This window comes from Natronobacterium gregoryi SP2 (genome assembly GCF_000230715.2).
GTDB classification, from domain to species: domain Archaea; phylum Halobacteriota; class Halobacteria; order Halobacteriales; family Natrialbaceae; genus Natronobacterium; species Natronobacterium gregoryi.
Map to the genome: position 1 here is coordinate 3,007,053 of NC_019792.1, position 12,384 is coordinate 3,019,436.

The window sequence follows — 12,384 nt, forward strand, 5'->3', positions numbered from 1 at the left end:
GCAAACGTTCATTTTCTCTGACGATGTAGGCGCAGGTATGACACGCTCCGAAACCGGCGTCGTCCTGGTAGACGGTGCACGAACGCCACACGGAACGTTACTGGGGTCGCTGTCTGACGTCGAGGCTGTGGAGTTGGCACGAACGGCACTCGACGGCCTGCTCGAGCGGGTCGAGATCGACGGCGACGACGTCGACTGGGTGAGCCTCGGTAACGCCATCCAGGCTGGAATCGGCCAAGTGCCGGGGCGGCAGGCAGTCGTCGAGTCCGACCTTCCCAACGAGATGCAGGTCACGACGGTCAACGAAGCCTCCGGCTCCGGACTCCGTGCGATCACACTCGCAGCGGACCGTATCGAGGCCGGTCGCGCGGCGTTCGCGATCGGCGGCGGCTTCGAGTCGATGACGAACGCTCCCTGGATTCTGCCGGACTACCGCAAGGGACGTCGCCACGGCGACGTACGAATCAAAGACTCGATGATCCTCGACTCGCTGTGGGACATCAACCTCGACGTCCACATGGGTGAGATCACCGAGCGCATGGTTGACCGCGAACGCATCTCTCGGGAGGCGCAAGACGAGTACGCGCTCGAGAGTCACCAGCGGGCCGCCGAGGCCATCGAGTCGGGAGCGTTCGACGAGGAGATCGTTCCTGTCGAAACCGACGGCAAGGTCGTCGACCGCGACGAAGGCCCCCGCCCTGACTCGACGCTCGAGGATCTAGCCGAGCTGCCGCCCTCGTTCCGCGAAGACGGAACCATCACCCCCGGGAGCGCGTCGAAACTCAGCGACGGTGCGGGGACAGTGCTGCTGGCCGACGAAGGTGTAGCCGAGGAACGCGGCCTCGAGACGATGGCCCGGCTGGTCGACTACGACCTCGTCTACCGCGACCCCGACGAGTTCAACGAGGCCGTCGGCGATGTCGTCGAAACGCTGCTCGAGCGCAACGAACTCGCGATCGGAGATGTCGACGCCTTCTGGATCAACGAGGCGTTCGCGGCACAGTCGGTGTACGTGATGGAACGGCTCGGCATCCCACGCGAGAACGTGAATCCGCTCGGCGGCGCGGTCGCCTTTGGCCACCCGATCGGCGGCTCGGGGGGGATGCTCACGACGAGTCTCGCCTCCCAACTCGAGACCGACGACGTAAACAGCGGGATGGTCGGTATGAGCGTCGGCGGCGGCGGTGCGATCATGGCGCTGTTCGAATCGGTCTGATAAGGATACAAGCGCATACTTCTACCTTCTCGTGAGACGGATGCTGTACGTCATTTCCGGCGCGACCGCAGGAGCGCGCGGTCGCACCGATAGTTCGGTACAGCAAACCGTCTCAGCCGTCAGACCCTCGAGTGAGTCGCCACTGGAGGAGATAACCGACTCCCCCAAGCGCGGCGATTCCGCTTGCGAGACCGAACCCGGGTTTTTTATCGGCGGGGTTGGACCCGACGCGGATCTGTACCACGTCCTCGTAGGTCTCGCCGGCGTCGTCGGTTACGATCAGCCGGACGTTGTGCCCGCCCCGTTTCTCGAACGTGTGTGTCACGAGGTCGCCGGTCGCCGTCTCGTCGCCAAACTCCCACTCGAACGCGACGAGGTCGCGGTCCCAGACGGCAGACCGGGTCGCGTCGAAAGCGACCTGCTCGCCGACGGCCGGTTCGCGTGGCTCGTAGTCGACGTAAGCGTGGAGATTCGGGACGTTACCGCCCAGGTCCGCCCGGAGCTCGTCGACGTCGTCTCCCGCCAGACTCCGCTCGTGGAACTCGACGAGGTCCGCTCTGGCCGGCTGAGGCGTCTGCGCCGTGTCCTCGTAGTTTCGGAAGACGGCGTCGACCCCGACGTCGTCGTAGACGGCCTTGCAGAACGGGAACCGCTCGCGCTGGGCGTCGTGACCGTAAACCTCGAGCGCGGTCTCACGTCGCTCGTCGTCGGTCCAGGGGCCACTGGACGCGATCGCGTCGCTGTCGTCGTGTTTGCCCACGTACAGGAAGCGATCGACCTCGCGAAACGCCTCGAGGTCGAACGCCTCACCCGTCAGTTCTTCGAAGTTGGCCACGCCGACGGGGTACTTTAGCCGGTGGCCCTTCGCCCCCTCGATCGGGAGGATCACCGTCCCGTCGAGGCCGCCGGCCGTGATCGACTGGACCTCCTCGGGGTGGAGCGCGGCGAAGCGATCGACGAAAGTGCCCGCAGCCGAGAAGCCGTTCAGTATGATCCTGTCGTCGACGGGATAGCCACGTTCCGCGAGCCGACGCCGTGCATCGTCGACCATCGCGAGCAACTGGCGGTCGACCCGCTCGAGGTCGCCGTCGTCGATCGCCATCGTCGCCTCGTCTAACTGATGGACGTGATGGTCGCTGCCGACGAGGTTCTCCTGCGGTCGCGGGAACACTGGGACGAGAAACGGGCTCGACAGCGCGTCCGCGATCTCGCGGCCGATCCCGTCCTCGAGCGTTCGCTCGGCTGCCTCGAGATGTCGGTCGAACTCGTCGGTGGCCGTTCCCGTGTCGTTCGGTTCGACGAGCATCGGCGTCGCCTTCGCGTCGGCGAGCCGAGCCGGTGCGTAGAGATAGTACGGATACTGAAAGCCCGCGTCCGGGTCGGCCGCGACGAGGTGCTCTTCGAGACCGTCGACCACCTCGACGCTGCCGTCGAACGCGACAGTGCCAGTGTCACGGGCGACGACGGTCCCCGAGTCGCGTTCGTAGACGCTAACCTCGAGGTCCAGTTCCGTGACCACACCGATTGGCTCGGCGAGCGCTACCTCGAGATCTTCGACGAGCGTGTCCGCGTCGACCACCGTTCGGCCGAGTTCGCCCCGCGACTCGTGACCGACGGTGACGACGACGTCCACCTCGGTCACTACCGTCGCGACGGTGACCGCGTCGCCTGCAGATTTCTGGGCCTCGAACGTCACCGATACGCGCTCGCCAGGATCGCCCGCGGCGACGCCGACGCCTGCCACCCCGACCGTCACGCCGACACTCGCCCCGATCGCTCGCAACAGTCCGCGCCGACCTGGCCCGGCGTCCCCACTCGAGTCGACTACCATTCCCCATCACCGGAAGGGGCGTCGCTACGTCGCATATACTGCTACGTGGCCGTCTACCGGCACATTATCATTGTGGCCGATGCCGTCTCCGTGACGACGGAGCCGTCCCGATGTCTCCCGAGTACTGCACGCGGGCCGTTCGAGTGGCTCGCCACCCGGAATCGACTCCGGTCACGCCCGACCGTCCATCGAGAGCCACGCCTCGAGTACGGCAGTGTGGACCGTCCGCAGGTCTGTTTCTTGGAGCGTCGCAGCGGCTTCGAACCGCTCTCGAGCGCTTGCGACCGTCTCTGGTTCGGCCGCGAGATGCGTGAGCACGAACGCGTCGTGGTCGACTGCCTCGGCGGCCACAAAGTCGGCCGCGTCGTACAGCGTCGCAAACTCCGAGACGACGGCCGAAACGGTCTCGTGTGTCGCTTCAGCACCGGGGTCGCCCGCCGGAATCGCCGATTCGGACGGATCGAAGTACGTCTCGAGATCGACGACACCGGCCTCCTCGTAGAGCAACGCACCGAGTGCCTCGTGTACTGATTGCGAGAGATAGAGCCCGTACGTCGTGAACCGATCGGCTTTCATACTCCTCCGTTCGGCTGGGAACACCTCAAACGTGTGGCTCGACGCGTTGACGGATTCACACGAGACCGGTCGCTGTGCAAGGGACGAAAACACGAACCGTGGAGCGACTAGTACGCCTGCCGGAGCGACTGGAGACGGCCGGCACGCAGTTCTGAAACCCGGGCGGGGGCGGGAGCCCGCCCTGGCATGAGAGACATGAGCGTACTCGAAGCGGGGGCGAGTCCACTTCCGAGCTCCGGGCACGAACGCACGCAATCGGCTGGTCAGCGCGTCGTGATTGGGCCGAGCGTATACCCGACGGGGCGTTCCATCCCCGCACGCAGAGCAAGGCAGGCCTCTCCCTTTGTTATGAATTCGGTTGTTCAGCCGTAGTCTCCACACACCCTCGACAGGGTCGGTGTAACCACGATATAGGCCGATGCTAGCGCCACTGTGGACGCGATCGGCGGAATCCGTACCCGAAACCCCACCTGCACCCACCGATCGGCGCGCCGGTCTGCTCACGAAACCGGCGTGAAAGACAGCAAGAGTTCGATACAGCCGTCGGTCGGCGGACGAGACCGAACCCGACACGGTCGTGTGTACTTTCGACACGGGGTCGAAAGCGTCGAGTCACGGCCGGCCCTCGAACCGTCCTGCTCGAAAGCCGATAATACTCCGTTCTCGACTCGGCTGAAACCTGTTTGGTGGTCCGTTATCGACTCGCGGACGAGCGAAAAACGGCCACGCTGTCGGGTGGTAGTAAGCTATTACCGCGTCTCGAGACCGAGCCGGATCTGGCACTATCGTGTGACTACGGCACACACATAGTCGCCATCGACGGAACCCAGTAATACAGAGGTTGTATCGGTCTACCGGCCGGTTACAAGCCGGATAACTACAACTGGTGCAGTCTACGGATCGGGTATGATCACCTGCTCTAACTGTGAGACGCCCCAGTTCTTGCAGATAACCCAGAGCCGCGTCTACTTCGAGGACGGCGAGATGATAAACGAAATTTCGGAGTCCTACGAGTGTACGCTCTGTGGATCGACTGGCCAGTACGTTTACGACGAAGACCGCGACGAAGAGACAATCACCGGCGAGGTCGAACGGACGAAAGAACGGCCGAAGTTCGCCTGACAGCTAGCCCCTGGAATGGGGCGATAGAACTCTCGCAGACACCGTACCGAACAGGAGCTACAGTGGGTTCGTCGCGACAGTTCAGACTGCCAGTTTCGGCCCTACCTCTGCTCGCCCGACCGTACGTTCGCGTTCTCGAGAGAGTCGGCCGATTCCTCGTCCGCCGAACTGGCCAGTGCAGCCTGCCGACGGCGAGTGTCCCACCGCTGGAAGAGTCCGTACTCGGTCATCGTTTCCATCCCCGCGATCGCCGCGGTGAGTTTGATTCCGACCAGCGGGATCTCGGCGATCGAAACGATGATGTCTGCCCGGAGTACGGCACCGTCTCTCAGCAAGACATCGATCACGTCGACGAGTACCTCGTCGTCTTTTCTCGGCCTCATCGTCGGTCCACTGCCGTGTCGTCGGGCCGATTCTCTCTCCCGTCACCACCTAATTCCGGCGCGAACGTGTACGGCGGCCACGGCCCCGTAAACCGAACCTCGAGGCCGTCGTGTGTCGCTACGTCGTCGAGCACCGACCCAACGGCTTCCTCGTCGTCCTCGTGGGCGAGCAGGGTAAACCGACAGAGTGTCTCCCCGTCGTCGCCGGCGTCGACCACGTCGTCGTCCAGCGCCGCGGCCGGGGACCGCTCGAGAGCGTGGACCTCCCGTGTCTCCTCGCCGAGACGGTCCTTGAGGTCGGCGGTCAGCGACTCCCGGCGGGCCGCCTGCAGTTCCGAGAGGCGTTGGTCGAACTGCTTCTCGAGCAGGAACGCCGCTCCCTCTCCGGAGTTATCGATCTTCGCCTCGAGTTCCCGCAGGCGGTCGTCGCGTTCGATCAACTCTGCCTCGTCGATGGGGTCGATCTCGACGACCTCGACGCGGTACTCCCAGTGGCTCTCGAGTTCCGAGAGGGCGCGCTCGAGGGTGTCTGCCTCCTCGCGAAGCCACTCGCGGACGCCCTCGTTGTCGCCACGGAGAATGGTGTCGAACTGGAACGGGACCGGCGTCCCGAACGCCTCGCCGGCCTCGTCGACGACGGTCTGGTGTCGAACGAGCCAGCGCCTGACCTGTGCGAGGTCTGCGGAGTCGTAGATACCGTCGCAGGTGTGGACGACCGCGCCGATTCCGTCTGCGAGGACGACCGAGACTGGTTCGCCGTCGACACCCGTCGTCTCGAGGGTGACGTCCTCGTCGGCCTGGACGATGCAGTAGAGGTATCGTCCGTCGTCGATTTCTGGGGGGGCGTCGGGGCCTGGGTCCGCGGTCGGATCGGCATCGCTCGGTTCGTCGGAACTCACTGCTCGTCACCTCCGAACACGGAGTAACCTGGCTCGTGAGACTGGACGGTTCTGGGTTCGTCGTGGAGTTGCTGGATCGCGTCGTCGACCAGTCCGTCGAGATCGTCTCGCAGGTCTTCGACGCCGTCTTCGATCCCTTCGTCGCGTTTAAGTTGCTCGATCTCGGCCTCGATCGTCGCCAGTTGCCCCCCCAGCCGCTCGATCTCTTCGTCGGCGAGGTTTTCCGACTCCATGCGACGGACTGCTTCGCGCTCCAGAGCGTCGACGAGGAGTTCGACGACGGTGACGACGAGCGTCATCAGTCCCTGGCGGGCGTCCTCTCCGTCGCCGACATCGATCTGCGTCACGTCAGTTCTCCTCCGTTTGCGTGGCCGGCTGTTCGTCGTGCTGTTCTGCTTCGTCGCTCCCGGCGGTCGCCTCGCCCGCACCGTCCACCTCGCCTTCGTCGTCACTGATCAGGTCGAACCCGCCACTCGTGGGTCGCTCCGGGTCTGGACACGCACCGAGGCGCTCGGTGCCGCGGTCCGGCGTCGTGACGGTGCCGTCGCCTCCGTCGCCGCCCGTGTTGCTTTCCTCGACCACCTCGCTTTCCTCGTTCTCGAGCCGTTCCTCGTCGACGTACCGTTCGTCCGGCGTCACGTTGACTCCTCGCGTCGGATCGATCACGGGATTGGGTCGATCCATCTCCGCCAGTTCGGGCTCGCCGACCGCCTCGGCGACGCGACGCATGTCGGTTCCCTCGGGGAACTCGAGGCCGTACTTCGCCGCGGTCTCGAAGGAGGCGATGGCTGCTCGAACCTGGACGCCGAGTAGCTGGGTGTCGCCGATCGAGACGGCGATGTCGGCGTTGATGACGATCCCCTTGTCGAGTAGCATCTCGACGACTTCCGCGAGGTCGGTCTTCTGACGGCTCGGCTGGAAGTCGTCAGGCACGAGGATCACCTCCCTGGCTCGTCGCTGTCGGTGCGTCTGGCTGGCCCACTCCGGCTCGTCGATGGTGTGGTGGATCAGTCATTCTCACTCCTCCGTTTTTCCCGTTCGACGTTCTTCCCCCGCCGGTTCTCCCGTTCACGCTCGAACCGCTGGCCGTAGATACGCGTCCGGCTGGGTGCAGTCGAAAGGTGCACGTCCTGTGGTACCGTCGCGTGTTTGACGCCGCTGCCGACGGCGGCCCGCTCGGTCGGCATCGTCGAGGCCGCCGTCGGATTACGCGAACTCGGACTCGTCTCCCGGCATCGCATCCGCTCGCGGTTGTACTCGACGAGACGTTCGAACGTCTCGTGGGTCTCGAGCAACGCCCACCGGAACGCGTCGATGCCCGCCATCGCCCGCTGCTGGATCGCCACCTGGTAGGCCTCCGGATCTTCCATGACGTCGACGTCGCCAAGAGCCTCGACAGGCTCTGTGTCCTCGAGCATCTCGCCCTCGCCGCCGAGTAGCCCGTCGTCGCCCCCGATTAGCCCCTCGTCCTCGTCAGCTACCGACGCGGCAGCCTCCTCGAGCACACTCGCGTCCTCGCCCTCGTCGGCGACGGCATCGACGGCGTCTTCGAGTTCCCGTTTCTCCTCCCAGATCGAGGCCAGGTCCGTCGCATCCCAGGCCTCGAGAAGGTCGATCGCGCGGAACAGTTGCGTGAAATCGACGAGATCACTGGCACCGGTGTCCTCGTCCGCCAGGACATCCGGAATCTCGCCCACCTCGATCGCCGCGAGCAGTTCGTCGGCGTCGACCGCCTCCGGGAGTTCGTTCACGTCGAGCGCATCGATCAGCTCCTCGGTCTCGGTAGCGACGGTCGCAAGCGTCTCGAGGTCGCCGCTTACCGACTCGATCGTCGCCGGTTCGAGGTTGGCGATGTCGTCGACGCCGCCAAGGCAGTCGTCGACGTTCTCGAGGCAGTCTTCTGCTCGGTCGAGCAACTCGCCGAAGCTCTCGTCGCTCGCTTGCTCGCTACGCATCGTCGTCCTCCCACTGGTCGGAAACCGTCTCGCCGTCCGATTCGGGCTCGATCACGACCGTCAGAACGCCGTTTTTAACTGTCGCCTCGGCGTCTCGTCGCTCCCAGGGCACCTCGACTCGATCGAGTTCGCGGCCCGAGAGGGCAACGACGAGCGCCGAATCGTCGAAGCCGACGGTCACGTCGTCGGGGTTGGTCCCCGAGACGTCGGCCGTGACGAGCAACTCGTCGTCGTACTGGCGAGTCGTCACGCGACCGGACCGGGAGGGATGTGCTGACCGCCGGCGCCGCGGTCTGTCACGGTCGGGAGCCGAATCACCGGATCTGTCGTCGAATCCCCCCGAGAGCGGGTCACCCTCGAACCGCGAGTCACCGTTCAGATCGTCCTCGCTCGAGCGAACCGAGATGTCGTAATCGAGGACGGTTCTGTCGGTCGCTCGCCGCCCCGAAGCCGACCCTCGTCGTTCGAGCGTCTCGAGCGCCGACAACAGACTCGAGAGCCAGTCGTGGCGCTCCCCTGGCTCCGTTTCGGGCTGCTCGTCCGGCGGTTCGCCGTCGTCCGGCCTGTCGTCGTCGATCATTTAGGTTTTCACCTCCACGCGTCCGCTCGAGAGTCGCTCGTGGACGTCGCGGGCGACCTCGAGTTCTGCCTCGAGTTCGTCTTTTCGCTCGCGGTACTCCGCTTCGGAGCGTTCGCCGAGTTCGTACAGCAACTGGTTCTCCTTGAGTTCGTCCTGGAGGGCGTCGACGTCGTACAGTTCGTCGAGCGCCACCGTGTGTAACGCATCGACGATGCCGACGAACGGCCGAAACAGGAGGTCGTCCAGCACGAACATGGTTAGCGTTGCGCCCCGATTGCGACGTCGACGAAACTGTACGGTGCGAACGGTCCCGTGTACCGAAACGTCAGGTCGTCGTACCGTTCTTCGAGATCCGCGACGGCCTCGTCGAACGCCTCGCGGACGTCGCGGTCGACGAGGTACGAGCGGTTCATCACGAGTCGATCGCTGAACAGGTCGTTCGGGACCGACTGGGCTGCGATCGATTCGAGTGCGTCGGCGACACCTTTCTCGACCGACTCGGTATCGACGTCGGCGTCTTCGTCGCGGACCACTTTGAGTCCGAGTTCGACTCGACCCTCGATGTCGCTCATCGCACGCCTGAACGCCGGTCGCGCGCCCCTGAGTACGTTCTTCAGGGTTCGGTCACTCTCGAAGGCCATCCCGAACTGCATCGGGACGATGGCGGTCCCACCATCGTGATCCATGATCTCTCGCAACACCTCGTCGTGGCGTTTTGCATCCTCGTCGGTCTCCTCGGGATCGGTCGTGTCGATGTCCGAGACGACGGCTCCGAGCCGCCGGTGAGAGATCGTGTAGACCCGGTCGGCACCGCCGACGGCGTCGGTCTCGAATTCGATCGGGTCGCCGTCGACGATACCGTAGACGTAGCGGTTGTTCATCGGTGAATCACGCTCCAGTTCCAGCGACGGCACGACCGTCTCGTTCGAACTCGTGGGAGTGTCATGGGAATCGGTCTCGAGTCTCGACCGTCTGGATGGACGGGTCACCCGACGGTACTCGGGAACTCGTCAGACGAGATTCGGTTCCGCGACGCGTTATCGTGGTGCTTGCAGTCGCAGTCTCCGCTCTCGAGATCGAAGCGTCACTGTTCGTTTACCGCCTCATACGGGTTGCTGTCAGTCAGTTCCGGCGCGACCGCAGGAGTACTCGCGGTCGCGCCGGGACATCGGGACAGCCTTCCGTATCAGAGCCACGGACGGTCTCGTAGAGCCCGCCGCCGATCGGCTCGCTCGGGATCGGGAGCCAGCCCGGGAGGACGAGCGCAACGAGCGCGATCAGACGGATCGGACGGTCTCGAACAGCGCAGTCTCGAACGCGGTTCCGCCGGCCGCCAGTCCACAGTCGCAGCGAAAAGACCGACGAGTCGACCCGGGCGACACGACCGGGTTCGACACAGCAGTGCAGGCGTGGCCCGCCCTAACGAGCTCTTTACCCGGCGTCGATCCCGCTTTGCCCTCGGCCCAGCAGGCTTGCAGTCGCAGTGCCAGCCGAATTACGCAGCGGCCCTGAACGCACGCACGTCTATGGCACAACCACAGCGAAGACCCGACTCCTCGAGTCTCGCCGAAGTACTCGACCGGATTCTCGACAAGGGCGTCGTCATCGACGTCTGGGCACGGGTATCCGTTGTCGGAATCGAGCTCCTGACGATCGAGGCACGCGTCGTCGTCGCGTCCGTCGACACCTTCCTGCACTACGCGGAGGAGATCGCAAAAATTGAGCAGGCCACTGCAGAGGGCGATCTCGAGGATCTCGAAGAGCTCGAGGTCGAACCACGACCCGAATCGTCGCCACAGTCTGCCACAGAATAGATGGCCGACGACGCCTCGCGAAAGCGCACGGTCCGCGGTCGGAAGATCAGAAGCGACCGCTCTCGCAAGGAGAGTCGCAAGGCAAAGAAAGCCCTCGCACGCAAAGCCTCGAGTGCAGGCGAGCGAAACGGTGATAGCCCGCTGTCCGACCCGGAAGAGGTCGTCCCGGAGCCGTTCGTCGAAACCGACGCCGTCCAGTCGCTTCGGGGACGGATTACGGGCTGGCTCGAGGCCGACCAGCCGGTCCACCTGATCGGGCCGACGGGCTGTGGGAAGACCGCGCTCGCGCTCTCGGCCGCGGCCGAACGCGGCCGACCGGTCGTCTGGCTCAACGGCGACGACGCAGTCGACACTGCGGCACTCGTCGGCGACCACGCCGGCGGGGAACGCTACAAGGAGGACGACCGGTTCGTCGGCGGCGTCACCAAACAGACCGAGATCGTCCGCGAGCGATGGGTCGACAATCCACTCTCGGTCGCGGTCCGCGAGGGTGCAACGCTCGTCTACAACGAGTTCGCTCGGTCCGACCCGGCCGCACACAACGTCTTGCTGTCGGTGTTCGAGGAGGGGGTCTTAGAGCGGCCGGGCAAGCGCGGCGGGGATCGGACGGTCGATGTCCACCCCGAGTTCCGGGCGATCGTCACTTCGAACGACGTCGAGTACGCTGGCGTCCACACGCAGCAGGACGCGTTACTCGATCGGTTCGTCGGTGTTCAGGTGGACTACTACGACGAGGAGACCGAATTCGAGATCGTCAAGGCACACGTCGACCTGCCCGACGAACGGATCGAGAGGGTCGTGGACGCGACGCGTGCATTGCGCGACGAACTCGCGGTCATCGTCGGGACACGGGCAGCGATCACGGCCGCGAAGGGGGTGGCGGTCTTCGACGGCCAGGACGACGACGAGTTGCTGGCGGCGGTGTTCACTGATGTCCTCGCGCCGAAGATCGCCGGCGAGGGTGCAGACGACGTCGACGACCTGCGGGCGGAAATCGACGAATCGATATAGAGTACCAGCGGACACACCGAAGCCGGACCAATGGCCGAAGCCGACACCAGATCGAGCGGGCAGTGTAAGGCAGTTACTGAGGACGGCGAGCGCTGCTCGCGTCCCGCCGGGGACGACGGTTTTTGCTACCAACACGACGAGAGTGATCCAACCGTGAGCGACAGTCAGACAGTCGAAGACGGACAGGAAGAACAGACAGAGCAAAGCACGGAGGAGACCCGAAGTCGCGACCTCGGTGCCGACATGACTGCCGAGAGGAAGACAGATCCGGCGTCGATCGACGCCGATGTCGACGTCGAACACGAGGAGATCGAGGGTGTCCTCGCCGTTCGACGGACGGTTCAGTCGACGGCGAGCGATCTCATCGGTCGGGAGTTCGACGCTGTGAGTGAAATCGCGCCGACCGACGACGGCTGGCGAGCGATCGTCGAGGTCGTCGAACGCCGGGCGGTCCCCGACACTCAGGACATTATCGGCCGTTACGAGATCGAACTCGACGAGGACGCGACCGTCCACGGCTACCGGCGACTCGATCGGTACCGTCGCGGCGACACGGCCGCGTTCGAGTGACAGGGAGAGTCGTTCGCGGTCGCTCCCGGCCGTAGTGGTCCGCGGTTCCGGCGCGCTCTCTTTTCCGTGGGCTGACGGTCACGTCAGCCGACGGATACGGACGGTTCCGTCCTGTGAGACGGCGACTCGACGGCCTTCGAACGTAAACTCGATGGTCGTCTCCACGTTCCGCCTCTCCGCACGATCGAGCAGTTCCACCATCGCTTCCGGATCGATCTGCTCGTACAGCGACGACAACTCGCCGACAGAAACGTTCTTTTCGATGGCTACCGCCCGCAGTATCGTCTGGAGTCGGGACTCCGACTCGTGTTGCTCGGCGCGAACGACTGCGTCCCCGGGAGTGCCGTTGTGGTCGTGTCTGCCCATGTCGGGTCGTGTGACTTCCAGATGAAAATACTAGTCCCAAAGTGTATAGGAAAGTTACTAA

General features: G+C 64.5%; 16 protein-coding genes. 5 read left to right on the forward strand and 11 right to left on the reverse strand.

What is annotated here, in order from left to right; all coding sequences use genetic code 11:
- Window positions 1–37: 37 nt before the first annotated feature.
- Window positions 38–1,216: a thiolase family protein gene (locus tag NATGR_RS14890; protein WP_005580852.1), complete on the forward strand. Its 1,179-nt coding sequence runs from the start codon at window positions 38–40 to the stop codon at window positions 1,214–1,216.
- A 112-nt stretch (window positions 1,217–1,328) separates the two neighbouring features.
- Here NATGR_RS14890 and NATGR_RS14895 read toward each other — a convergent pair whose 3' ends face one another.
- Window positions 1,329–3,047, reverse strand: a complete 1,719-nt coding sequence (locus NATGR_RS14895) for a PKD domain-containing protein (RefSeq protein ID WP_005580853.1) — start codon at window positions 3,045–3,047, stop codon at window positions 1,329–1,331.
- A gap of 171 nt (window positions 3,048–3,218) precedes the next feature.
- Window positions 3,219–3,623, reverse strand: a complete 405-nt coding sequence (locus NATGR_RS14900) for a hypothetical protein (RefSeq protein WP_005580854.1) — start codon at window positions 3,621–3,623, stop codon at window positions 3,219–3,221.
- A 906-nt stretch (window positions 3,624–4,529) separates the two neighbouring features.
- Here NATGR_RS14900 and NATGR_RS14905 point away from each other — a divergent pair.
- Complete coding sequence (locus NATGR_RS14905) at window positions 4,530–4,745, forward strand: hypothetical protein (RefSeq protein WP_005580855.1); 216 nt, start codon at window positions 4,530–4,532, stop codon at window positions 4,743–4,745.
- A 101-nt stretch (window positions 4,746–4,846) separates the two neighbouring features.
- Here NATGR_RS14905 and gvpM read toward each other — a convergent pair whose 3' ends face one another.
- The 8 genes from gvpM to NATGR_RS14945 all read right to left on the reverse strand — a co-directional run bounded on the left by gvpM (window position 4,847) and on the right by NATGR_RS14945 (window position 9,443).
- Complete coding sequence (gene gvpM, locus NATGR_RS14910) at window positions 4,847–5,128, reverse strand: gas vesicle protein GvpM (RefSeq protein ID WP_005580856.1); 282 nt, start codon at window positions 5,126–5,128, stop codon at window positions 4,847–4,849.
- Window positions 5,125–6,027 carry a gas vesicle protein GvpL gene (gene gvpL / locus NATGR_RS14915; RefSeq protein ID WP_005580857.1) on the reverse strand — a complete coding sequence of 301 codons (903 nt, stop codon included), beginning with the start codon at window positions 6,025–6,027 and terminating at the stop codon, window positions 5,125–5,127. The genes gvpM and gvpL overlap by 4 nt, the downstream gene beginning before the upstream one ends.
- The gene (gene gvpK, locus NATGR_RS14920) at window positions 6,024–6,374 is read right to left on the reverse strand and encodes a gas vesicle protein GvpK (RefSeq protein ID WP_005580859.1); all 351 of its coding nucleotides are present in this window, start codon (window positions 6,372–6,374) and stop codon (window positions 6,024–6,026) included. Before gvpK ends, gvpL begins: the two co-directional genes overlap by 4 nt.
- A 1-nt stretch (window position 6,375) precedes the next feature.
- Window positions 6,376–6,960, reverse strand: a complete 585-nt coding sequence (gene gvpJ / locus NATGR_RS14925) for a gas vesicle protein GvpJ (protein ID WP_049887869.1) — start codon at window positions 6,958–6,960, stop codon at window positions 6,376–6,378.
- Between the two features lie 74 nt (window positions 6,961–7,034).
- A complete protein-coding gene (locus NATGR_RS14930; RefSeq protein ID WP_005580862.1) occupies window positions 7,035–7,982 on the reverse strand; it encodes a hypothetical protein in 948 nt (315 codons plus the stop codon).
- A complete protein-coding gene (locus NATGR_RS14935; RefSeq protein ID WP_005580863.1) occupies window positions 7,975–8,562 on the reverse strand; it encodes an Hsp20/alpha crystallin family protein in 588 nt (195 codons plus the stop codon). The genes NATGR_RS14930 and NATGR_RS14935 overlap by 8 nt, the downstream gene beginning before the upstream one ends.
- A complete protein-coding gene (gvpF, locus tag NATGR_RS14940) occupies window positions 8,563–8,817 on the reverse strand; it encodes a gas vesicle protein GvpF (protein WP_005580864.1) in 255 nt (84 codons plus the stop codon).
- Window positions 8,818–8,819: 2 nt separating this feature from the next.
- Entirely contained in the window at window positions 8,820–9,443 is a 624-nt protein-coding gene (locus tag NATGR_RS14945; protein ID WP_015233762.1) for a GvpL/GvpF family gas vesicle protein, read from the reverse strand.
- Between the two features lie 645 nt (window positions 9,444–10,088).
- On the opposite strand from NATGR_RS14945, the gene gvpA reads away from it, so the two are divergent.
- Genes gvpA through gvpO form a run of 3 tightly spaced genes read left to right on the forward strand, consistent with a single transcriptional unit; the run spans window position 10,089 to window position 11,957 of the window.
- Complete coding sequence (gvpA, locus tag NATGR_RS14950) at window positions 10,089–10,376, forward strand: gas vesicle protein GvpA (RefSeq protein ID WP_005580866.1); 288 nt, start codon at window positions 10,089–10,091, stop codon at window positions 10,374–10,376.
- Entirely contained in the window at window positions 10,377–11,387 is a 1,011-nt protein-coding gene (gvpN, locus tag NATGR_RS14955; protein ID WP_005580867.1) for a gas vesicle protein GvpN, read from the forward strand.
- A gap of 30 nt (window positions 11,388–11,417) precedes the next feature.
- On the forward strand, window positions 11,418–11,957 hold the full coding sequence (gvpO, locus tag NATGR_RS14960) for a gas vesicle protein GvpO, halophile-type (RefSeq protein WP_005580869.1): 540 nt from the start codon (window positions 11,418–11,420) through the stop codon (window positions 11,955–11,957).
- A gap of 78 nt (window positions 11,958–12,035) precedes the next feature.
- Here gvpO and NATGR_RS14965 read toward each other — a convergent pair whose 3' ends face one another.
- Window positions 12,036–12,323 (reverse strand): HalOD1 output domain-containing protein, encoded by a 288-nt coding sequence (locus NATGR_RS14965; RefSeq protein ID WP_005580870.1) that lies wholly within the window; start codon window positions 12,321–12,323, stop codon window positions 12,036–12,038.
- Window positions 12,324–12,384 lie beyond the last annotated feature (61 nt).

Coding starts and splice junctions, on each gene's coding strand:
- NATGR_RS14890 (WP_005580852.1), top strand. CDS start 38: ATGACACGCTCCGAAACCGGCGTCGTCCTGGTAGACGGTGCACGAACG.
- NATGR_RS14895 (WP_005580853.1), bottom strand. CDS start 3,047: ATGGTAGTCGACTCGAGTGGGGACGCCGGGCCAGGTCGGCGCGGACTG.
- NATGR_RS14900 (WP_005580854.1), bottom strand. CDS start 3,623: ATGAAAGCCGATCGGTTCACGACGTACGGGCTCTATCTCTCGCAATCA.
- NATGR_RS14905 (WP_005580855.1), top strand. CDS start 4,530: ATGATCACCTGCTCTAACTGTGAGACGCCCCAGTTCTTGCAGATAACC.
- gvpM (WP_005580856.1), bottom strand. CDS start 5,128: ATGAGGCCGAGAAAAGACGACGAGGTACTCGTCGACGTGATCGATGTC.
- NATGR_RS14930 (WP_005580862.1), bottom strand. CDS start 7,982: ATGCGTAGCGAGCAAGCGAGCGACGAGAGCTTCGGCGAGTTGCTCGAC.
- NATGR_RS14935 (WP_005580863.1), bottom strand. CDS start 8,562: ATGATCGACGACGACAGGCCGGACGACGGCGAACCGCCGGACGAGCAG.
- gvpF (WP_005580864.1), bottom strand. CDS start 8,817: ATGTTCGTGCTGGACGACCTCCTGTTTCGGCCGTTCGTCGGCATCGTC.
- NATGR_RS14945 (WP_015233762.1), bottom strand. CDS start 9,443: ATGAACAACCGCTACGTCTACGGTATCGTCGACGGCGACCCGATCGAA.
- gvpA (WP_005580866.1), top strand. CDS start 10,089: ATGGCACAACCACAGCGAAGACCCGACTCCTCGAGTCTCGCCGAAGTA.
- gvpN (WP_005580867.1), top strand. CDS start 10,377: ATGGCCGACGACGCCTCGCGAAAGCGCACGGTCCGCGGTCGGAAGATC.
- gvpO (WP_005580869.1), top strand. CDS start 11,418: ATGGCCGAAGCCGACACCAGATCGAGCGGGCAGTGTAAGGCAGTTACT.
- NATGR_RS14965 (WP_005580870.1), bottom strand. CDS start 12,323: ATGGGCAGACACGACCACAACGGCACTCCCGGGGACGCAGTCGTTCGC.